We start from the raw sequence: 21,478 nt of genomic DNA, 5'->3' as shown, positions 1-21,478 counted from the left end.
ATGATGGCGAGGCATCCATGCCCAAGATTATTTCGATCCATTCGTTTCGCCCAGGCACTGGTAAATCGCAATTAACTGCCAATATCGCTACCATCTTGGCAGCAGCGGGCCAACGGGTCGCAATTATTGATAGCGATGTTAGCTCGCCCTCAATTCAAGCGATTTTTGGTGTGGCTGAGAGTGCCATGACCCATAGCCTGAATGATTTTCTCTGGGGCAAGTGTGGCATCGAATCAACAGCCGTTGATCTTAACCCGCGCATTCGCCATGCACTCAAAGGTCAGCTGTATCTCGTGCCATTTGCCACCCGCAACAGCACGATCGATTACGATATTCGCTTGCTCAGCGATAGTTTCGAGTTGTTGATCAATACCTTGGGCTTGGATGTGTTGTTAATTGATACTCAGCCGGGCGTGCAATTTGCTGCCTTGCCGTCAATTGCTTTTTCCGATATTCAGCTGCTGGTTTTGCAATTGCGCGAGCAAGATTTGCAAGGCACTGGCGTGGTGATCGATATTTCCGAGCAGCTTGGAATTGACGAGATGGTGCTGGTTGTCAACCAAATTCCTGAGCATTATAATTTGCGTGAAGTCCAGCAAAAAATCGAACACATTTATCAACGACCAGTTTTGGCAGCCTTGCCCTATGCCGAATTGTTGGCCGAATATCAGCCAGCAACCCAAGCCAGCGCCCAGCTTTTTGTCGTCGACCATCCCGACCATCCTATCTCCCTACTGTTGACCAATGTGGCTGCAACCCTGACCGCTTAATCGCTGCGGACATTGTTGTACTTGCGCAAAGGAATGCGAGCTACATGCTAAAACGCTTGGAACAGGGCTTGAAAGTCCAACCGCAAGAATGGCGCTTGCTGCTTGCGCTCATGGGCTTGTTGGCATTGAATACCTTGGTGCTCGAACTGGCCGATGTGGTGGCCATGGCGGGCTTTATTAGCAGCCTTGGCACCGAACAGCTCTTGTGGCTCTGGCCGGTTGGCATGGTGCTGACGATCGTTGCCGCTGGCAGTTATGCGCTAATTGTTGATCGAACTGAGCGGGTCAGATTGATTCAACGCTTGTTGGCTGGCTTTGGTGCGTGCTATCTGGGGCTGCTAGCGCTATTTTGGTTCAAGGCTCCTGCGTGGCTGCTCTATCCAGCCTTATCGATGCTCAACGAACAGCAATATGCAATTTTCCCCTTGGCATTTTGGGCCTTAGCCAATGATATTTATGCCACGTCCGAGGCCAAGCGCTTGTTTCCCTTGCTTGGTGCAGGCGCGACTATCGGCAGCCTTTTGGGCAACGGCCTTGCTGCACTCATCGCCACCTGGCTGGTTGGCAACGACCAAGATAACACCAGTTTGGTCTTGGGTTTATGTGCTGGCATATGCTTTTTGGCGATTGGCTTCGTCTGGCTGATCTTCCATCGATACGAATTGCGCGCCCGCCAAAGCAAAAGTGAACGCGAATCGATTCGCGCGACCTTTAACACTGGGTTGGATGTGATTCGGCATGTGCCATTGTTTCGTTTGTTGGCGCTGGTATTGTTTACAACCGGCTTGGCGTTGACGGTGATTGAATTTCACTTTTTGCGCAGCATTGACCAGATTGTCGCTGCCGATCCGTTGCGTTTTCAGCAACTGTATGGCTTCTACAAATTGGGCTTTGTGCTGGTGCTTTTGCTGTTTCAATGGCTGTTGGCTGGGCGCTTGCTCAGCAAAACCAGCCCCAAACAAGCCTTTATTGCGCTGCCCATCGTTCTGTTACTGTGCATTCTGGGAGCTTTGGCGCAACCACTGATTGGCGGGTTGATTGGCCGTTTTGGGGCGCGTTTGGCCCAAACTGGCTGGGATGAACCCTTGCGCAAATCGGTGCAGAGTATTGTTCCCGACGAGCGGCGCGGGCGCGTAAGCGTTTTTCTTGATAGCTATTGTTATTCATTCGCGACAATCGTTGGCTGCGGGGTGATTAGTGTGATCTTGTTGCCAAGCTGGCTTGGTGGGCTAGCTGCTTCGCTGAGCACACTACTGTACCTTGGTTTTGCACTGCTGGCCACGGCTGTTGGCTTGTGGGCCGCTTGGCGCATCCGCCATGTCTACGATAAAAGTCTGCTGAACTGGCGACTGTCGCGCTCTCGACGAAGGAGCGTCCTCGATGGCATCGAGTTCTGAGGCGCGCTTAGCTCAGTTTGGCGAATTAGAGCCATTGTGGCATAAATTGCAAGATAGCGTGCGTTGGCCGATGATTCCGCCGCAAGCCAATCGTGATGCACCTAATGGCATGCAGTTACGGGCTATTTTGGGAGCTGAAGCGAGCGAGATTGGGCTTGTGCAGGCACTATTTGCCACAATTTTCCCGCATTTGGCCCATTACGAGCCATTTTTGGCCATGTATGCAGAGCCGTTTTCACGTAGCCACCCAGCTACGCTCGACCATTTGTGGCTGATCGAGCACAACGGTAAGCCTGTTGGGGTGCGCATGTTCAGCTATTTGTATCGGCGCAATTTTGGCCACGGCGCTTTTATTGGCATCGATCAGCAAATGCGGGGCACGGGCATTGGCCGTTGGTTGGTGCAAGCAACGCATCAACAATTGGCGCTTGATGCCTTGTATAGCGGCAATGGTGCGGTTTTGGGCTATAGTGCTGAAGTTACGCGGGTTGAGGATGCTCACCATGAACAGGAACGTCAAGAGCGCGAGGCGCGGTTGCGCTTTCATCTTAATAATGGCGCTGTGCTCTTGCCAGTTGAGTATATTGAGCCGCCAGTGATTAAAAATAGCGATGAGCAGGCAGCGCGCCAATTGACCATTGCGCCGCAACCGATGCACTTAGTGTTTTATCCCAGCCAGCAGCAACCGTTGAAGCTCACAACAATTCAAGCAATTGTGCAAGCGATTTACCATGATGTCTACTATTTGGATCACGATAATCCTTTTGTGCAGCACGCGCTTGCGTCGTTGCGGTGAGGAATAGCATTCTATGACAGCCGTAGCACCCAAAAGCCGTTTTTTGAGCCTGCGTTGGCGTTTGTTGGCCATTTTTACTATGTTGTTTTTAAGTGTGTTGACCGGAGTTTTCATCTGGTTTTTGAATTATGCCACCAACAATGCCCAAGCTGAGCTTGAAGCCGATTTGATGGCGATTGCCAAAACTGCCGCCGCTGGCATCGATGGCGATGAACATAGTGCGCTGTATACCCAAGGCCAAATCGATGATCCAACCTATCTCAAAATCAATGCCTACTTGCGTGAAGTCAAAACGATCAATCCCAAGGCTTCGGGCATTTATAGCTTTGTGCAATTACCCAACGAGCCAGAACAAGCGCGCTTTGTGGTGAGCGCGGCGATTCCGCCCGGCCAAACGCCAACCGCGCGCGAACAAGCCTTGGCTACCGAATCAAGCGCTGGCTGCACGATTCGGCCCGATACACGCCCGCTGATTAATGCTGCATTTACGGCGGCTGGTGGGTTTACGCCCGATATGGCACGTGGCTTGCGTGAGCCAAGCATCGATCCCAATCCATCGACCGATCAATGGGGCGAATGGATTGCAGGCGCTGCGCCAATTTATAATGCCAAAGGCGAGACGGTTGGTGCGGTTGGGGTTGATATGTGTGTAGCCGAAGTTGCTGCCGTGCGCAATCGGATTAGCCAAACCTTGATTCCTGGCTTTTTGCTGGTGACTGCGCTCTTGGCGATTGCGGTTTATCTGATTGCCCACCGCCTGACGCGCCCGATTATTGGCTTAACTGCGGTTGCCACCCAAATTAGCAATGGCGATTATAGCTCGGAAGTTCCCGAAAGCAGCAGTGGCTTGCGCGATGAAGTAGCAACGCTTGCCAGCGTCTTTGCCATGATGGTCGATAAAGTGCGCGAACGGGAGAATAAATTGCGCCAACAGGTTGCCGAATTGCAAATTATTGTCGATGAGGGCAAGCGCAAGCAGCAAGTTGATGAAATTGTTGATAGCGAGTTTTTTCGCAATCTGCAAGAAAAAGCGCGTGAAGCCCGCCAACGCCGTGATCGTCGCCCACCTGACCAAACAAGCTAACTGAATTGCCATTACCTATCATCGTGGAGTGAGTATGGAGCATTCCGACGAAATCCATGCTGGCCTGAGCATGGTGGATATTCAGGATTTGGCGTTGGCTGAACGTACCCTGATTCGGGCGATTTTGCGCCAGCGCGAGGTTGCTGAGGCGAAGCTTGGCGAGGCACTGGCTGCGTTGCCCGATGCTGAAACATTCAGCAGCCTTGAAATTCAACAGGCGCTTGCAGCATTGCTTGAAAAAGAATATTTGCTGTTGCTTGCTGGCGAACCACGGCGCTATAAAGTTAATTTGCACTCAAAAGCGAACAATCTGCCACGTTCAAACAACCCCGTTTCGCCCAACGATCAGCCTCAAGCTCGGCGCAGCATCGACACAATTTGGGATGCACTCGATCAAGCAACAGCGCCAAGCGATCTGCCAAACTTTGGCGATCAAGTTTAAGATCCCCTCACCCCAACCCCTCTCCCGTGGCGCGGGCGAGGGGCTTTCATTCCGTGGTTTTTTGCGGAATTCGTTGTGAAAACGAGTGCTCCCCCTCGCCCGCGTTTCAGTGGGAGAGGGGGCTGGGGGGTGAGGGAACGCTCTACATCCGACCAATTGCTGAGAACCTACCCTTGTGAGGCGGGGGCTGCTGTATTGCTGAATTAAGTCTAGTGGTTTTTTTCTAAGGCTGCTTGGGCCACAAAATGCTCGGGCTTGTAGCTGCCAGGGTCGCTTTGGAAGGTAATTGCAAAGCGGTTCCACATATTGATCGTGCTAATTGCCGTCACCAATTTGACCAATTCGCTTTCGCTAAATGCGCCAAGCAAGCGTTGATAGAACTCGTCGGCAACGTGATTTTGCGCAATTTGGGTCAGCACTTCGGTTAATTCAAGCGCCAAGCGTTCGCGCTGATTGTAGTAGGGCGTATCGCGCCATGCATTCAGCCCATAGATGCGTTGCTCGGTTTCGCCAGCGCTGCGGGCATCTTTGGTGTGCATATCGAGGCAGTAGCCACAACGATTAATTTGCGAAGCGCGAATTTCAATTAAGTTGACAATCGCTGGCTCTAAGCCGCTGTTGTGCGCAAGGTCACTCAATTTCAATAAGGGTTTAAAGGCTTCAGGCACGGTTGCCATATAATCTAAGCGAGCTGTCATTGCTAGAAACCTCACACAAAAGAAATTCGATAGCTGTATTCTAGCAATGGCTGTGGTTCCTACCAGTGCCAATTTTTGATCAGTTAATGGTACCAGTTTGGAGTTGCTGCAAAATCTGGCCCAGCTGCTCAATCCCAGCCCGCATAACCTCGGGGCTAAAGCCTGCATAACCAATTAAAATTCCTTGGCGACTGATTGGCCGCAACGCAAAATGGTTGACATTCTCGATCATCAGGCCGCGCTGCGCCGCTAAACTGCTTACCATTTGGGCATTGATGCCCGCTGGGAGCCACGCTGTGCAATACATTCCCGCCGGCGGTGCATTCACTTCCAAGCCAAGTTCGTTGAGCAATTGCAGCATATATTCGCGGCGCTGGGCGTAGAGTTGGCACATCCGATGAATATGACGGCTGAAATGGCCTGCATTGATAAATTCGGCCAAGGTAGCTTGGTTAATCAATGGCGTATGCACATCGGCCAAGCGCCGCAACACCGTGAACGGCTCAACCAAATTTGGCGGCACAACGAGATAGCCAATCCGCAAAGCAGGAAACAGCACTTTGCTGAATGTGCCAACGTAGAGCACGCGCTCTGCTTGATCAAGGCTATACAGCGAGGCAATCGGGCGGCCAGCGTAGCGATATTCGCTATCATAATCATCTTCCAAGATATAGGCTTGTTGCTGGGCGGCCCATTCCAAAAGCTGCAACCTACGGCTGAGGCTCAGCGTGCTGCCAAGCGGAAATTGATGCGATGGCGTAACATACACCAAGCGGGCATGGGGTGCGAGCGCAATGCCGCTGGCCACCTGCAAGCCATCGTGATCGACTGGCACTGGCACGATGGTCGCTCCAGCCCCCAACAATACCCCACGCACTCCCAAATAGCCAGGATCTTCCATCCAAGCCTGTTCGCCAGGGTTGAGCAAGCCATGAATGGCCAAATTGAGCGCTGCCTGCGCACCATTTGTAATCAAAATTTGTTCAGGGCTGCATTGCACTTGGCGCGTTAAGCTGATGTGCTTGGCGATGGCTTCGCGTAAGGGTGCATAGCCTTTTGCATCTTGATAGCCTAGGCTGGCCTTGCCTAAATGGCGAATTTGTTGATGTTGCAACCGTTGCCATAAGCCGCTCGGGAAATCGGCGATGGCTGGAATGCCTGAGCTGAGTGGTTGGCCGATTAAGTGTGCACTGGTTGCGTTGTCGGTCATCTGCGGAGCATACATTTGGTCTAAGGCATGGTCAGCCAAGCGATGTTGGGCTTGGCTGGTATGAGCGGGGATATTTGATTGCAGCGTTGGGAGATCAAGCTCTGGCAAACTACTCGATACAAATGTGCCTTGGCCACTATAACTTTCAAGATAGCCTTCGGCGATTAATTGCTCGTAGGCATTCAGCACTGTATTGCGCGAAAGGCTGAGTTGGCTAGCCAGACTGCGGCTTGAGGGCAGTTGCATGCCGCGTTTAAGCTCGCCAGTTAAAATCGCTTGGCGCAAATGTTGATACAGTTGTTGATAGAGTGGCTGGCTATCGACACTTAACAATAATGGCTTGATCATACTTCACTCCACGCAAGAATCTATTGGTAGTATAGCCAAATTTAGCTCACATATTCGCTTGTTTTTATGCAATTGCTACTTGACTTTTTGAAGTAAGCGCGTATACTGAAATAGAACATTTGTTTTATTAGCAACGGAGGAACTTGGCCGATGAACGCAGCTGAGCAACCAACCGATGACTTTCCGGCTAAGCTAGGCCGACCTGCCTACGCGGCCTTGCTGCATGCTGGCTACACGAGTTTGGCCCAGTTGACTGAAGTGACCACCCGTGAGCTTGGCAAACTGCATGGCATGGGGCCAAAAGGCATCCGCCAGTTGCGCGAGGCGTTGGCCGCCAAGGGCCTAACATTTGCTGATGAAACCAGTGTTCAGGATTGAGTTTGTGTTGAATGTAAGGAGTGACTACATGAGTACTCAAGTGTTTATTAATCTCGCAGTGCAAGACCTCCCCAAATCAATTGAATTTTTCAAAGGCCTGGGCTTCGAACAAAATCTCCAATTTACTGATGAAACTGCCTCAAGCATTGTGATTAGCGAAACAATTTATGTGATGCTGCTGACTCATCCCAAGTTCAAAGAATTTATTCCAAAAAATGCTGGGATTAGCGATGCCCGTAGCGCGACCGAAGTGCTAGTTTCGTTGACGATGGACAACCGCGAAGCCGTCGACAAAATGTATGCCAAGGCGCTTTCGCTTGGCGCTACCAGCTTTAGCGAGCCAATTGAAATGGGTTCTATGTATAGCCGCGCCATTCAAGATCTCGATGGTCACATTTGGGAATTCTTCTATATGGACATGAACGCTGCGCCACCACAATAACGCCTAGCTGTACTGGTTTATCACGTTAACAACCGCCTGATCCCCTCACCCCAACCCCGCTCCCATCCGCTGGGAGCGGGGCTTTAACCCGCTGGTTCTTGCGTCATTCGTCGGTGAAAACGGTGCTCCCCCTCGCTCGCGTCCAGTGGGAGAGGGGGCTGGGGGGTGAGGGAACACGATTGCCAATCCAATGTAGCATTACATTTAGCACATAGTTTGCTTTGCAACAGCACCATGAATTTATGGTGCTGTTTGTATTCCTGCAGTTTTGTTTTACACTTAGCTGGCAATTCAGCGAACGGTGGAGCTATGATGCAAGCGTGGGTTGATGGAACCGTTATTCGTGGCCATGGCGTAGCTTCGGGCCAAGCCAGCGATTCGCCGTATCCAGCGGGCACAATTGCCATGCAACAGCCCTATTTTGCCGCGTTGGGGCTTGATCTCAGTGGCTTGCAGTTGGCAACAATTAATTTTGATATTCAGCCAGCCCAATGGCGTTTGCTCCAAGCAGATTATAGCTTTCGGGCGGTGCGCTGGACAGATTTACACCCGCCAGAAGATTTTTCATTTATCCGTTGCCAGCTGCTTTGGCAAGCCCAAACCTATGCGGGCTACATCTATTATCCCCATCCAGCGACCAAAATGCAACATTTTCAATCGCCAAGTATGCTGGAATTATTGCTGCCATGGATTGCGACGATCAGCTATGGAGCGCGGGCACGCTTAATCTATCGAGCTGAGCAAATTCAAATTGAGCCGGCTGCTCTGCTATAATCGCAGCCAAAGCCGACCATTTTAGCAGGACATAACACTATGTTTGGACGTGAAATTCTTGGGCATCCCGCTGCCGCCTTGCGCCGCGAGTGGATTGTGACCAATGGCGCTGGAGCCTATGCCATGGGTTCGCTCTTGGCAAATGCGCCAATTCGTAAATATCATGGCTTGTTGATTGCCGCCTTGGAGCCACCACTAGGCCGAACCTTGCTGGTTGGTGGCTTGCAAGCAAACGCGCAGTATGGCAGCGAAACCTACGCATTAAGCAGCTTTGAATATAGCGATGGCCGATTAAGCGAAGGCTATCGCAACCTTGAAACCTGGCAATTAGATGGCACGATTCCAACCGCGCGCTATGCTTTGGCCGAAGCAGTGCTGAGCCAACGCATTTGGATGGAAGATGGCGCGAATACAACCTATGTGCTGTTGACCCACGAGCGCGGCAACGACCCGATTAACCTCAACCTGCGGCCTTTGCTCACAGAGCGCGATCACCACGATACGACGGTTGAGGCCGATTGGCAGCCACTTTTTGGCGCATTAGCCAATGGCGTGCTGATGACGACTCCTACTGGAACCAACGTGCGGCTGCTCAGCGACCAAGCAACCTGGCAAAGCGAGCCAGCAACGTGGGTCGAAGAAATTTACTATCGCGAAGAACTTGAACGTGGCTACCCCGACACAGCACGGTTATTGCAGGCTGGCGAATTTAGCGCAACCTTGCAACCAGGCCAAAGCTTGACCTTGGTCTTTTCGACCGAGGCCGAGCCAAGCACCGCTGGCCTTCAAGCTTTGGCGCGGGAACAAGCCCGCCAAGCAGCCTTGTTGGAGCAAGCGCGGCTCTTGCAAAAAGCCCCCGATTTTATCAAGCAACTGGTGTATGCCGCCGATCAATTTATGGTGCGGCGGGCGGTGCAATTGCCCGATGGCAGCACATGGCAAGGCTGGAGCGTGATTGCTGGCTATCCATGGTTCAGCGATTGGGGCCGCGACACGATGATTGCCTTGCCTGGCTTGTTGATGGCAACTGGGCGGGCCAATTTGGCGGCTGATGTGTTGCGCACATGGAGCCATTTTTTGAGCCAAGGCATGTTGCCCAACCGCTTTCCTGATGTTGGCGCTGAGCCAGAATACAACACCGTTGATGCAACACTCTGGTTTTTTCAAGCGCTGCGCACGGTCTATCAAGCCACTGGCGATATTCAACTGGTTGCCGATTTGTATCCCAAACTGGTTGAAATTATCGATTGGCATGAACGCGGCACGCGCTACTCGATCAAAGTTGCCGATGATTATCTGTTGACTGCTGGCGAACCTAATGTGCAATTGACATGGATGGATGCCAAGTTTGAGGATTGGGTGGTCACGCCGCGCGAAGGCAAAGCGGTTGAAATTAACGCCTTGTGGTATAGCGCGCTGCGCACCTTGGGCGAATTTGCCACCTTGTTGGGCTATGATCACGATGTTGAGCGCTTTCGGCTGGCTGCTGAACAAGTGGCAACTGGTTTTCAACGCTTTTGGTCGGCTGAGCATGGCTATCTCTACGATGTGATTGACGGCCCACATGGCGCTGATCCTGCGTTGCGGCCTAATCAATTGTTTGCAGTTTCGGTTGCACACTCGCCGCTTGACGATGCCAAAGCTAAGGCTGTCGTTGATAGTTGCGCTCGCCATCTCGTAACCTCGTATGGTTTGCGCTCGTTGGCTCCGCACGACCAACACTATCTTGGCAGCTATGGCGGCGATTTGAAAACCCGCGATGCTTCGTATCATCAAGGCATTACGTGGGGCTGGCTGATTGGCCCATTTGTCAGTTCGGTCAGCAAAGTCTATGGCGTTGAGCAAGCGCGTAGCTATTTGCAGCCGTTCGCTGATCACCTGCGCGATGCGGGAATTGGTTCGGTGAGCGAGATTTTCGATGGTGACACGCCAATTACGCCGCGTGGTTGTCCATGGCAGGCTTGGAGTGTGGCCGAATTGTTGCGCTGTAGCGTCGAGCTGAATAGTCGCTAATTCAGTGGTTCGAGATTTGGTTTAGGCAACCGCGAAGATCGCGAAGTTTGGGGTTAAGCAAGCTTAATAACAATCCACAACCCACCTATTTGGGGGTGCAGGGGGCTGAAACCCCCTGCGTTTGCCTCCGGCGAAGGCACGGAAGGGTGGCGAAGGAGCTATTTTTTGCTCCAAGCGAACCCGAATTCGGGCTTGCTATGGCCCAAAAAACGACTATATAGAGCGGGCCGGGCTATGCTATAATGCAGCCTGTTGCCACTGCCCTGTAGGAGACCCAACCAATGACGCACTACTACCCTGATGGTGCTGCCCCGGTCGTCATGCATACGGTTGCACGCATCGAACGCCAACTGCCAGTTGAAGGAGAAGTGCTGGTGCGGGTTGGCAGTCGGGTCGAGCCAGATGATATCGTGTTGCGGGCGCAATATCCACTTGATCCACAAATTATTAATATTGCGCGCGATCTTGGCGTGTTGCCGACCCAAGTCTATTCGAAAATGAAAAAAGAAGAGGGCAATAAAGTCGCCAAGGGTGAAGTGCTGGCGCGGGCTGGGTTAATTGCTGGCTCTACCGTGGTGGCTCCGGTTGCTGGTACAATAACAACGATTGATCGCAGCACAGGCTATGTCACCCTCACGCCTAATCCACTGCCAATTGAGCTTAAAGCCCAAGTTCGCGGGATTGTGATGGAAGTGCCTGATTCGCGCACGGTGATTATCGAAACGCCAGCCTCGTATGTGCAAGGCATTTTTGGCCTTGGCGGTGAGCGTTTTGGGGTGCTGCGCTTGTTGGTCACTGACCCCAAAGAGCAGGTTGATATTAGCTCGATTGATGCCCGTTCGGCCTATGCAATTTTGATTGGCGGCGCGAGCATTACGGCAGCAGCCCTACGCAGGGCAATCGATGAGCAAGTGCGTGGTGTAATCGTTGGCGGTATCGAAGAACACGAATTGCGTGATTTCCTTGGCGACGATGGCTTTGATGCTTGGCGCACAGGCTATAATACGTGGCGCTTACCAGCCCCGCCCTACAATCGTGATCCCGGCCTGACCTTGATGATCACCGAAGGCTTTGGGGTGCATCCCATGAACGAAGCGTTGTTCAAAACGCTGTCGTTGTATGATCAACAAGAAGCATTGATCGAAGGCGTTACCCAACTCCGTAGCCCTCAACGCCGCCCACGGGTGGTGATTCCACTCTCGCGGGTACGCAATATTGAGCAAGCAGCCGTGATTAAAGCAAGTTTGGCGGTTGGCAGCCCAGCGCGGATTGTGGCTGGCCCGCATCGCGGCACGGTTGGTACTGTGCGTAGTTTCCCAGCCTTGCCCCAACTCTTGCCTTCTGGTGTTCGTTCGCATGTCGTTGAAATAACCCTTAGTGATGGGAAGCAAACGCTGCTACCGGCAGCAGCACTTGAACCCCTGTCACCCTGATCCTACCAAGCTAGGTTGATCGAGGAGTGTAGTTGGCCATGACCGAACGCCAACCCAACGAAGCCTCTGAGTATAGTCGTGCTCCGACTATTCTTGTTGTTGATGATGATACGACGATTTGCCGCTATTGCTCGAAAGCGCTGCGCAATGTCGGCTATCAGGTTGTTGATACAACATCGGGCTTGGTCGCGCTAGATTATATGCGCCATCAAGTATTCGATTTGTTGTTGACCGATATTAAAATGCCTGAGATGAGCGGCCTTGAGTTGGCTCGGCAGGCTCGGGCCTTAAATCCAGGTTTGGCCGTGATTATCATGACTGGCCAAACCACCTTGGAAACGCTGCGCGAGGCGGTGCAACAGGGCGTAACCAGCTACCTTAGCAAGCCCTTTGAGATTGAAGAAATGCGCTTGACGGTGGCTCAAGTGCTGCATCAACGAGCAACGGTGCTGCAAAAGGTCAAGCTTGAAGCAATTGTGCATCAACTCGAATTAAGCAGCGCCTTTAATCGCACGCTTTCGCTGAGCGAATTGTGCGGCGAGATTGTGCGCGTCACCAATAGCGAAATTGGTTGTCAATTTGGCTATTTCTTGTTGCAACAGCCTGATGAAGCGCCACGCTTGTTGATGGGCCAAGCCAGTCATCCCCAATTAAATGAAGCTGGTTGGCAGTTATTGCAGGAAACCTATCACCAGCAACAGCCAATTCAAACCACGCTCAATTTGGCGAATACTGAACATAACGTCATTACGTTTCCCTTGCGCGTTGGCGGGGCGATGATCGGCAGTGCCTTGTTTGATTATACCGAAGCCTTGCCCAGCGCCCAGATCGAAGGCATGATGCTGTTGCTGAATCAAGCAGCATCTGCCTTGAATAATGCCCAACTTTTTACGCGGGTGCAAGAGGCTAATGGGCGGTTGCAAGAGCTTGACCGGCTGAAAAGCGAGTTTATTTCGATCACCTCGCACGAGTTGCGCACGCCGCTGGCGGTGGTGCTTGGCTATGGCATCGTGATTCAAGAACGCAGCGAGCAGCCAATTCGCACCTATCTTGATCGTTTGGTCGAGAGCGCTCAGCGTATGAAGGAAATTATCGACGATATGACGCACCTGCGGCGTTTGGATACGCGCCAAACTGAGTTGCAGGTCGAGCCAATTGTGCTTGATGAATTGCTCTATGAAGTTATCGAGCAAATGCAAGGGCTGGCCCAAAAGAAAGCCCAAACGATCTCATTGGCCACTCCGCCCGATGCACTCTGCACCTTGTATGCAGATCGTTCCATAATTGCTTTGGTGTTGATGAGTTTGCTCTCAAACGCCATGAAATTTACGCCAGCTGAAGGCATTATTACGCTGCGGGCTTGGTGTGAGACGGTGCAAACAGTGCCCTATGAACACAACTATTTCAAAGGCACGCTGCAACCTGGGCCATGGGTCTTTGTCAGCATCAGCGATTCGGGCATTGGGATTCCTGAATCACAGTTGCAACGAATTTTCGATCGGTTTTACCAAGTAGCCCAATCACTCACCCGTGAGTATGGGGGTACTGGAGTAGGTTTAGCCCTTGTGCAAGGGCTGGTTGCATTGCATAATGGTCATGTTTGGGTTCAAAGCGAAGAAGGTCGCGGCAGTACGTTCACGGTTGCACTGCCACAGCGGGGGCTTTAGCCTCACAAGTAGGAGTTTGTATGGGCTACAGGGTCTTTGTGGTAGCTGGTGATAATACGGTGCTTCAATCGCTGAGTACGGCTGTCACAGGCGAAATTGAGCTTTCTATGCTGCAATCGTCCAACGAGGCATTGTGGGAATTGCAGCAAATTGCGCCCGATGTCTTGATTGCCGATTATGATTTGCCCGGGTTTAGCGGCTTGGATTTGGCTGATCTTGTGCCAAATTTTGCGCCCGACACACGGGTGATTCTGGTCGCTCGTTCGGCCAACCCAGAGGTTGCCGAGCAAGCAGCGCAGCGCGGCGTATTTCGGTTCATTGACCGCAATTTGACGGCAGTTTTGGTGCTTGATGCTTTAGATGAAGCATTGCAAGCAGCGCCACCGCCGCGTCCGGTCGAGCCAGAACCAGTGTACGAACCAGAGCCAGAGCCAGAACCACAGCCTCAAGCTCCTTCGCGCTTTGCCCCACCGCCAAGCGTTTCTAAAGCGCCTGCGCCCGCCAAAATGGGTGGCCCGCCACCAGTTTCTAAAGCACCAACTCCCGTAGCGCGGACAACTGCGCCAGCGCCTGTGCCTACGAGTACCGGCAAAGGGCCGCCACCAGTCAGCCCACGCCCAACTGCGCCACCACAGCGTTCGCGCACTGCGCCACCGCCAGTGAGTGCTCGCCCAGCGCCAGCAACGCGTTCAGCGCCACCACCAGTTAGCCCACGGCCTGCGGCCCAACAACCGACGCGCCCAGCGGCAACGCCAGCGCGGCCTGCTGCGCCAACCCAACAAACGCCGCCGCCAGCCCAGCAAACCCCACCACCAGCAACCAATGCCGATGATGTGTTTGGTACGAAGTTGCGTAGCGGTGGTTCGTTGGTCTTGACTGCCGAAACCTTGGCTCCCTTGGTTGCTAAACTCAAGGATCTCGGGGTGCAGCTCGGTGCGCAATCAACAATTTTGACCGATCGTTGGGGCGTGCCTTTGGTTGAAGAAGGCCACACCTCGTTGCCATTGCCGCCGTTTTTGCCTTTGTTGGCGACCAGCTTTTCGACGATGGTCGATTATACCCGCCAGTTGCATAACGATCCTGGCAGTGGCCTGTATATGCACGAAGGCGACATCTACGATTTTTATATTTTTGATGTTGGCAAGCAATTTTTGTTAGTTATGGTCTTCGATAAAACTATCGCCGCCCCCAAACTTGGTACGGTTTGGTTGTATGCCAAGCGTGCTGTGCGCGAGTTGGCCGACGAACTTGAGGGCTAATTCCAGATTAACGAAGCTGTGTAGCCTAGCCTCAGCAACTACACAGCTTCGTTGCAATGCATCTTTCACGCCTATTCTCACCCTTCTGTTGATTGCCTACATGCCACTTTCCATCGTATCCTAGGCCTAGCTAATCCGCACTTACGACAATGAAGTCTCTGCATCTTTTGTGTTGTGAGGTATCCACCATGACAACCCACGCAGCTACCGGTGCATCGCAGATTGAGCACAGCTATAACGCTGGTTTTTCCGCCGCCGAGCAAGCTTGCTCGCAGCTTGCCCCCCATTCGCCCACTTGTTTAATCGCTTTTACCACCGATACCTACGATCAAGCAGCCGTTGTTCAGGGGATTCGCGCTGCTAGCCAGCAAGCGCCATTAATTGGTTGCTGCGCAGGCGGTATTATTAGCAATGCTGGTACCTACACCAACGGCGTGGTGGTGCTGGCGCTAACATCCGATGCCCTCAAACTCGATTTAGGCTTAGTGGCTGGCGTAAAAGCCGATCCCAGCAAGGTTGCCGATCAATTGGCCGATCAATTAGAGGATGCGTTGGATCAGGCAGCTGGTTCGCAGGCTGCGCTCGTGCTGGTCGATGGCTTGGCTGGAACCTTGACCGATTTTGTGCAACATGCAACTGCCGCTTTTGGCCCGCTCTGCCCGATGGTTGGCGGCGGCGCTGGCGATAGTTTCAAGTTCAAGCAGACCTATCAATTTGTCAACGATCAGGTCATTAGCGATGGAGCTGCTGTTGGCGTGTTGCAATCGCCCACGCCAATGGGCATTGGGGTGCAACATGGCTGGGAGCCAGCAGCCCGTGGCTTAGTCGTTACCCGCAGCGAAGGCACAATCATCTATGAGCTTGATGGGCGGCCTGCTTTTGCGGTCTACCAAGAACTGTTTCCCGATTTAACCGTCGAAAATTTTGGCCGCTTTGTGATTGACCATCCAATTGGCTTGCCCCAAATTAATGGCGAGTTTTTGATTCGTGATCCACTGCGCACCCATCCCGATGGCTCGATTGAATGTATCGCCAGCGTGCCCAAAAACGTGGTTGCACACATTATGCATGGCTCGCCCGAAACCTTGTTTAATGCAGCCCAACTCGCTACCAAACGGGCTTTAGCAGCGCTCGATGGGCCACCAGCAGCCTTAATTATTTTCGATTGTGTGTCACGCTTGGCAATGCTTGGCGACGAGGCTGCAACCGAAGTTCAACGCATTCGCGAGGTCGCAGGCTTGGATGTGCCAGTGATTGGCATGTTTAGCTTTGGCGAAATTGCTGCGGCGGAAACTGGCGGCGCGTTGTTTCACAATAAAACCGTTGTTGTGTACGCTATTGGTCAGGCCTGACCATTGAACGGATGACGTTGTATGCTCAATCGTGAAATCGAACTAGCCATTCTCTATGAAATATCGTCGCTGCCTTTAACGTTAACAACGATTGAGGCCACGTTGGATGTTGCCCTCGATAAAGTAACCAGATTGTTTGCCTGCGAAGTGGCGATTTGCTATTTGCTCGAATCGCCATTGCGATTGATTGCCAAGGCTGCGCGGGGCGTGCGGCTCAAGCGAGTTTTGGCCACGATCGAGCTAACCGAGCCAGCCCAACTTGGTACCTATAGCCAGGCATGGCAGGCTGGCGAAGCGCTGCCATGGCCAATTGATCCCTTGCAAGACCAATATCCGATGCAAGCGGCTATGAGCCTGCCAATTTGGAACGAAGGTGAATTGTTGGGTTGGATCTACGCTGGGCGCTTGAAAGGCCAGACATTTAGCACCGTTGAGGTGTCGTTATTCAATATTTTTGCCAACCGCATTGGTAGCGCTTTGGCGATTACGCTTGGGCATTTGCGCGATCAGCAGCAGCAGCGTGATTTGGCCCAAGCCAATGCCCAGCTTGAGCAAACCCTCAGCCGATTAACCGATGTCTATCAACAGCAAGAGCAATTGCTACAAACCATTCGCGAGCTTTCTGCTCCATTGCTGCAAATTGCCGATGCAGTGGTGCTGTTGCCGCTGATTGGCACGGTTGATCAAGAGCGCGCCAGCCAAATAACCGCCAACGTCTTGCAAACGATCAGCCAACATCATGCAACGGTTTGTATTATTGATATTACGGGGATTGCGGCGCTTGATTACACTGCCGCCAATAGCCTGTTGCAGCTGGCGCAATCGGCGCGCTTGCTCGGAACCCAAATTATTTTGTGTGGAATTTCGCCCGATGTGGCCCAAATTTTGGTCTCGTTGAGCATGGATTTAGCTGGTACGCGCACGACCAACGATTTGCAGCATGCCTTGCGTTTAGCATTTCAACTGGCTGGCTCGCGTGATTATAAACTGTTTGCTTAACCAATAAATGGGTGAACTCAACCCATTGAGTGCACCCATGGTTGTATCCCGACGTACTTAGGCCTAATCTGGCTCCCAGACACCTTCGCCATCCATTACCCGTTGTAATTGTTCTGGAAACCGATCGTGGCGTAAAGGTTTGCCAATAAACCCATCGAACCCCGCAGCGCGTACTTTGGCAACGTCTTCTGCCGTGTTATCGGCACTAACTGCAACCACGATTGCATTCAGTAGTTTTGGATGAACCCGAATCTTTTCGAGAATGCTATATCCGTCATCACCAGGCAAATTTAAATCAAGCAAGACTAAATTAATTGGTGGAACGTCATTTTTTGCCATAAATGCGAAAAGCTGCTTTCCTGATGGCCGAACATTACAATAGCGCACGCGTGGGTCATCATTGAGCATTTCGGTAATAATCCACATGTTGTCGGCGTTATCTTCGACAACCATAACAAACGCTTTTTGAATTGGGGGCATCGCTGCATCCTTTCTGTGGTATATGGAGCGCGATAATGGCGTAGCGATCTCACTCTATTGTATGCGACACTTGAAAAAAGTACAACTAGCAGCGTTACGACAGCCCTACGAATGCATCTACGCCATGAGCTTCAATTAACGCATACATTCAGCTATTTTAAGTAATTATTAATGAATTTTGCTTGAAGCAGCCTAGCTTAGGCAACAAGCAGCCGACACAATCGTTTAATGAGGATTAATATGTTCTGATTAGGATGTGTAGACTATTTGTTGGTTTAATCCACCATTGTGGCTTTGAATTGACTTATCCTATTGGTATAGCGAGAAGGAATAATCTAATGCCGCGTTACTTTACCCATTACTGGACAAACCAAACTTGGGATGTTCTTGCCCAAACTGAACAGGATCAATTACTTGACTATACAGCGAGTAATTTATTCCTTAAGCGCGGCATCCAAGTTGGCGACTATGTGTATGTTCTAACCGTGCAGGAAGGACTGCTTTATTTGTTGGGAGCTATGTTGGTCGGGGAAATCTGTGATGCAGCGACTGCTGCCAAACGCTTAAATATGCAGGTTGATGAAATATGGCCTGCAGATGATCATCTGCTAGCACAACAAGCAACCCTGATGAACTTCAAGCAGCGTATTCCAGATCAGGTTGTACGTGCTTTACGGTTTAATAGTGCTCATGCTCAGAAGCCGCTCTTTTTTAAGGCTAATGGCCTCATTGATCAACAAACACTTAGAGGTGTGCGTGAATTAACACCTGATTCTGCCCAGTTACTTACCGACTACCACAGCGCATTCCAAGACCTTCCTATTGCTGATTATGTGCCTGCATCTATGCAAGGAGCCAAGCAAATGTCGCCTAATCAATCAAAATCCACATCTTTATTAGGGTACTATGAATCAATCAATGAGGAATTTAAAGCGATTAAAAACCGAATTCGCTTGTTATTGGGCGATACAAAACATTGGCTTAGTGATGGTGAACATAAAGAAGCAATCCTGCGCAAAATTTTGCGCCAACATGTGCCAGAAATTATGCGGATTGGGACTGGCTTTGTGAGCTTTCCCAACGGTAATGGCTCAACTCAGCAAGATATTTTAATTACTGATAGTCGTAAGCCAACTTTATTTAAAGATCATGATCTGACGATTGTAACTTCAGATGCGGTTCGCGCAATCATTGAGGTCAAGAGCAAACAAACTAAGACACAATTGCTGGAGACGCTCACAAAATTGGCTAATAATATTGCAGATATTCGCTATAATAGCGAACCTGATACACGCTGCTTTGCTGGATTATTTATCTACGAAGAACCTCAAATCGATCCAAAAATAATTCTTCAGGTATTGCATGAAGCTGTAGCCAACCATTCTGCACGGGTAATTGATTTTGTTGCTTTTGGTTCATCAATGTTTATTCAATTTTCACACCGACCTTTTCTGGATAAAAGTGCTGAATTTGATTCATGGTATCTCTATGATCTGGATAAGAATCTTGCACCCGCCTATTTTATTAGTCATATTGCGTGGCATTTAACTGAGCAGCGTTCTCAAATGAATCGTCAAGCCTATTTTCCGTTGGGAACATCAATTATTGATAGGGCACAATTTTATTTGAGCCTTAATAGCTCGAATGGAATACCGCAAAAGACGCTTAATCAGGATGCATGAAGCAAATAAAAATTAATATTTTTGGTCAAAGCTTTTGCTTATTGCGAGGTAAATATTGTTCATCAATGATTATGGGTAAGGAAAGGAGGATTCGATGCAGATTGCCTATATCCCAAGTTTGCTGCGCCAGCGGGCGATTTACGATCTGCCGCGTGGGCCAGCCCGCTTCGAGGCCTATCTTGCAAGTATGACCAATGAAAAACGCGATGGACTTGATTGGCCATTTGCGCCACTCAACCCGATGGGCAAGGAGCATGTGCCAGCGCATTACGCTGCACTTTTAGCCTTTCATGCAGAAACAATTGCCCAACAAACGATCGCCGAGTTGCAAGCGGAATTGCCGCCGCTTGATTGTTCTATGCGCGTAACGTTGGTTGTGGTTGATGATGCATTAGGTGGCTGGACGCAGCATAATTTCACCGATTGGGCCTATCGTTTTAGCCCAATTCTGAATGTGAAAAGTAATTGGCTGCCAGTGTATAGTTGGACAAGTGTTGCCCCAACGCCAGAATTGGTTCGCCAAGCACTTCGCGCGGCAATCTATCGCGCTAGTTATCGTTTGGTGCATGGCGAGGCCCAGACCTTGGCTGCAATGCTGCGCCAAGAGGGTGCGGTTACCCGTTTTGCGGGCCAAGCTTTGCTGTCCTATAGCGAAGCTGAGTTAGCTGCTATGGGTGAGCGTATCACAGAATATCTCGATTCACGCGAGCAACCAACCCAATTTGCAGCGTTTTATGGCGATGAAATTGCTAGAGAGGTAGGGTATCCACGTTTAGGGCTGCCAGCCTATGCTGGGCTGGTGGTGGCAACCAAGGCGACTGTGGTTGATCCAATCAGCTTGTTAACTGCTTGACACGCCTGCTATGCTTGCGATTGTGGAAATTTTCCCTAGCGATAGGGCCTGTGAGGAAACGCTGTATGAAACAAGTTCGTCGTTTGGCATCGAGTCTGATGTTGTTGTTGGTGATGGGTCTTTTAGTGGCTTGTGGTGGCTCGCCAGCAGAAACTCCCGAAGTACGTTCAGAAAACTTTCTCAAGGATTTTGTGGCTGGGATTAACGATCCTGCTTTAGGTGAAGCTGCAAAACAAGAAGAAATTGCCGATAAACTTGCTGGCTATTTTGCCCCCGACCAACGAGCAACCCAAAAAGCTGCCTTGCTTGAACAACTGCAACAAATGGCTCCGATGGGTGGCAAAATTGAAGCTAAACTCGAAAATGTAAAGTTTGAAAAAGTATCTGAATCAGGCGATACGGCTGTTGTCAAAATTAGTGGTGGCACCATGGTCATGGCGGTTGATGGTCAATCGCAATCAATCGACTTAGCCGATGGTGGCATTGCCCCAGGCGCAAGTGGCAATGAATCAACCTTGAAAAAAGTTGATAACGTTTGGTACATCGTGCCATAGGTAGCTCAAACTGAGCGCAGATAGGCCAACGCCCCGCTTGATCAATTGATCAGCGGGGCGTTGACTAATTAAAAAAAGAACGAGGTTTAGTGGTTTAACATATTCAAGGCATCTTTGCGTTCGCCGACGAAGCGGTTTTTCAAGCCTTGAATTTGTTGGGTATCGCTGGTGCTTTTGAAATAGGCTAAGCGTCCGTTTGGCAGCGTTTTGCTGCGTTCGGTGTAAATCGCATTAATAATTTGCGATTCGCTCATTTGGCTGATATTTTGGCCTTTGAGCGCGTTGGTGATAACGCTTGCGCCTGGGCCATGTTGGACTGACGTTGACCAAACAACATCGCGTAGGGCTGGTGAGTATTTGCTCACATCGAGGCCTGCTGCTCTGAGTTTGTTAACTTGGGGTTGATAGTGGGTATTTTCAATATACTGATGTTGTGAAGCTTTAAAGCCTTCTGGATCGCGCGCAGCGATTTGTTTCCATTTGGCAGTAAATTCGGCGCTACCTGGGCGCAAGCCTTCGAATTCTTTAGCATATTGTTGGCCAGCTGGGTTGCGCAAGAATTCGGCGACCCGTCCACCATTGACCACAACCTCGCGACCATCTTTTTTGATGATAGTTTGGCTGGTCATTTGGTATGAACCATACGAGGGACCACCACGGTCGCCCTTGCCCGATGAAACGGTGCCTGGGCCACGTCCGCCGGTTTCGTATTTTTCGGAAAGTTTGCCAATGCTTGAGCCTGCGGCTGGAGCTGCGCTTGCGTTACCACCACCGCCACCGCCGCCTGTTGCAGCTTTGGTTTGGGTTGGTTGAGCAGAAGCACTAGCAGCACCGCCACCACCACCAC

At 51.1% G+C, this 21,478-nt stretch carries 21 protein-coding genes; 17 read left to right on the top strand and 4 right to left on the bottom strand.

Translation table 11 applies throughout. The annotated features are described in order from the left end of the window. Window positions 1-17 precede the first annotated feature (17 nt). From C5S61_RS16700 to C5S61_RS16680, 5 genes are read left to right on the top strand one after another with little or no spacing between them, the layout of a single operon-like run. Entirely contained in the window at window positions 18-770 is a 753-nt protein-coding gene (locus tag C5S61_RS16700) for a MinD/ParA family ATP-binding protein (protein WP_110516639.1), read from the top strand. A gap of 44 nt (window positions 771-814) precedes the next feature. Then, complete coding sequence (locus C5S61_RS16695) at window positions 815-2,167, top strand: MFS transporter (RefSeq protein WP_110516637.1); 1,353 nt, start codon at window positions 815-817, stop codon at window positions 2,165-2,167. Further along, window positions 2,151-2,963: a GNAT family N-acetyltransferase gene (locus tag C5S61_RS16690; RefSeq protein ID WP_110516635.1), complete on the top strand. Its 813-nt coding sequence runs from the start codon at window positions 2,151-2,153 to the stop codon at window positions 2,961-2,963. Before C5S61_RS16695 ends, C5S61_RS16690 begins: the two co-directional genes overlap by 17 nt. Before the next feature lie 13 nt (window positions 2,964-2,976). Continuing rightward, window positions 2,977-4,047 (top strand): HAMP domain-containing protein, encoded by a 1,071-nt coding sequence (locus C5S61_RS16685; protein WP_110516632.1) that lies wholly within the window; start codon window positions 2,977-2,979, stop codon window positions 4,045-4,047. Between the two features lie 34 nt (window positions 4,048-4,081). Beyond that, window positions 4,082-4,489 (top strand): hypothetical protein, encoded by a 408-nt coding sequence (locus tag C5S61_RS16680; protein ID WP_110516630.1) that lies wholly within the window; start codon window positions 4,082-4,084, stop codon window positions 4,487-4,489. Between the two features lie 209 nt (window positions 4,490-4,698). Here C5S61_RS16680 and C5S61_RS16675 read toward each other — a convergent pair whose 3' ends face one another. Together C5S61_RS16675 and pdxR are read right to left on the bottom strand one after the other, a co-directional pair. Next, window positions 4,699-5,187, bottom strand: coding sequence for a carboxymuconolactone decarboxylase family protein (locus C5S61_RS16675; RefSeq protein ID WP_110516628.1), 489 nt, complete (start codon window positions 5,185-5,187; stop codon window positions 4,699-4,701). Between the two features lie 79 nt (window positions 5,188-5,266). Then, complete coding sequence (gene pdxR / locus C5S61_RS16670) at window positions 5,267-6,745, bottom strand: MocR-like pyridoxine biosynthesis transcription factor PdxR (RefSeq protein WP_110516626.1); 1,479 nt, start codon at window positions 6,743-6,745, stop codon at window positions 5,267-5,269. A gap of 150 nt (window positions 6,746-6,895) precedes the next feature. Between pdxR and C5S61_RS16665 the strand changes: the two genes are divergently transcribed. The 9 genes from C5S61_RS16665 to C5S61_RS16625 all read left to right on the top strand — a co-directional run bounded on the left by C5S61_RS16665 (window position 6,896) and on the right by C5S61_RS16625 (window position 17,062). Then, window positions 6,896-7,123: a helix-hairpin-helix domain-containing protein gene (locus C5S61_RS16665; RefSeq protein WP_110516624.1), complete on the top strand. Its 228-nt coding sequence runs from the start codon at window positions 6,896-6,898 to the stop codon at window positions 7,121-7,123. Window positions 7,124-7,151: 28 nt separating this feature from the next. Beyond that, window positions 7,152-7,565, top strand: a complete 414-nt coding sequence (locus C5S61_RS16660; protein ID WP_110516622.1) for a VOC family protein — start codon at window positions 7,152-7,154, stop codon at window positions 7,563-7,565. A gap of 309 nt (window positions 7,566-7,874) precedes the next feature. Further along, window positions 7,875-8,339: a hypothetical protein gene (locus tag C5S61_RS16655; protein ID WP_110516620.1), complete on the top strand. Its 465-nt coding sequence runs from the start codon at window positions 7,875-7,877 to the stop codon at window positions 8,337-8,339. A 39-nt stretch (window positions 8,340-8,378) separates the two neighbouring features. Beyond that, entirely contained in the window at window positions 8,379-10,352 is a 1,974-nt protein-coding gene (locus C5S61_RS16650; RefSeq protein WP_110516618.1) for an amylo-alpha-1,6-glucosidase, read from the top strand. Window positions 10,353-10,633: 281 nt separating this feature from the next. Beyond that, window positions 10,634-11,785 carry a hypothetical protein gene (locus C5S61_RS16645; protein WP_110516616.1) on the top strand — a complete coding sequence of 384 codons (1,152 nt, stop codon included), beginning with the start codon at window positions 10,634-10,636 and terminating at the stop codon, window positions 11,783-11,785. A 38-nt stretch (window positions 11,786-11,823) separates the two neighbouring features. After that, window positions 11,824-13,452, top strand: a complete 1,629-nt coding sequence (locus tag C5S61_RS16640; RefSeq protein WP_110516614.1) for a hybrid sensor histidine kinase/response regulator — start codon at window positions 11,824-11,826, stop codon at window positions 13,450-13,452. Between the two features lie 20 nt (window positions 13,453-13,472). Beyond that, a complete protein-coding gene (locus tag C5S61_RS16635; protein ID WP_110516612.1) occupies window positions 13,473-14,711 on the top strand; it encodes a response regulator in 1,239 nt (412 codons plus the stop codon). Window positions 14,712-14,899: 188 nt separating this feature from the next. Further along, entirely contained in the window at window positions 14,900-16,063 is a 1,164-nt protein-coding gene (locus tag C5S61_RS16630) for an FIST signal transduction protein (protein ID WP_164689565.1), read from the top strand. A gap of 21 nt (window positions 16,064-16,084) precedes the next feature. Further along, on the top strand, window positions 16,085-17,062 hold the full coding sequence (locus C5S61_RS16625; protein ID WP_110516608.1) for an STAS domain-containing protein: 978 nt from the start codon (window positions 16,085-16,087) through the stop codon (window positions 17,060-17,062). Between the two features lie 63 nt (window positions 17,063-17,125). Here the strand turns inward: C5S61_RS16625 and C5S61_RS16620 are convergent, their stop codons facing one another. Then, window positions 17,126-17,542 (bottom strand): response regulator, encoded by a 417-nt coding sequence (locus C5S61_RS16620; RefSeq protein ID WP_054537482.1) that lies wholly within the window; start codon window positions 17,540-17,542, stop codon window positions 17,126-17,128. A gap of 338 nt (window positions 17,543-17,880) precedes the next feature. Here C5S61_RS16620 and C5S61_RS16615 point away from each other — a divergent pair, with 338 nt between their 5' ends. The 3 genes from C5S61_RS16615 (at window position 17,881) to C5S61_RS16605 (ending at window position 20,631) form a co-directional block, all read left to right on the top strand. Beyond that, window positions 17,881-19,224, top strand: coding sequence for a DUF6602 domain-containing protein (locus C5S61_RS16615; protein WP_110516606.1), 1,344 nt, complete (start codon window positions 17,881-17,883; stop codon window positions 19,222-19,224). A gap of 94 nt (window positions 19,225-19,318) precedes the next feature. Next, window positions 19,319-20,077 carry a hypothetical protein gene (locus tag C5S61_RS16610; protein WP_110516604.1) on the top strand — a complete coding sequence of 253 codons (759 nt, stop codon included), beginning with the start codon at window positions 19,319-19,321 and terminating at the stop codon, window positions 20,075-20,077. A 65-nt stretch (window positions 20,078-20,142) separates the two neighbouring features. After that, a complete protein-coding gene (locus C5S61_RS16605; RefSeq protein ID WP_110516602.1) occupies window positions 20,143-20,631 on the top strand; it encodes a hypothetical protein in 489 nt (162 codons plus the stop codon). Window positions 20,632-20,717: 86 nt separating this feature from the next. On the opposite strand, the gene C5S61_RS26905 is transcribed toward C5S61_RS16605, so the two are convergent. Further along, window positions 20,718-21,478 (bottom strand): VgrG-related protein (locus tag C5S61_RS26905; RefSeq protein ID WP_205701420.1); only part of this gene is annotated, 761 nt, incomplete at its 5' end.

Source organism: Herpetosiphon llansteffanensis, assembly GCF_003205875.1.
Lineage (GTDB): Bacteria > Chloroflexota > Chloroflexia > Chloroflexales > Herpetosiphonaceae > Herpetosiphon > Herpetosiphon llansteffanensis.
The sequence above is the reverse complement of the archived record's forward strand: the minus strand, read 5'-3'. Positions and strand labels throughout refer to the sequence as shown.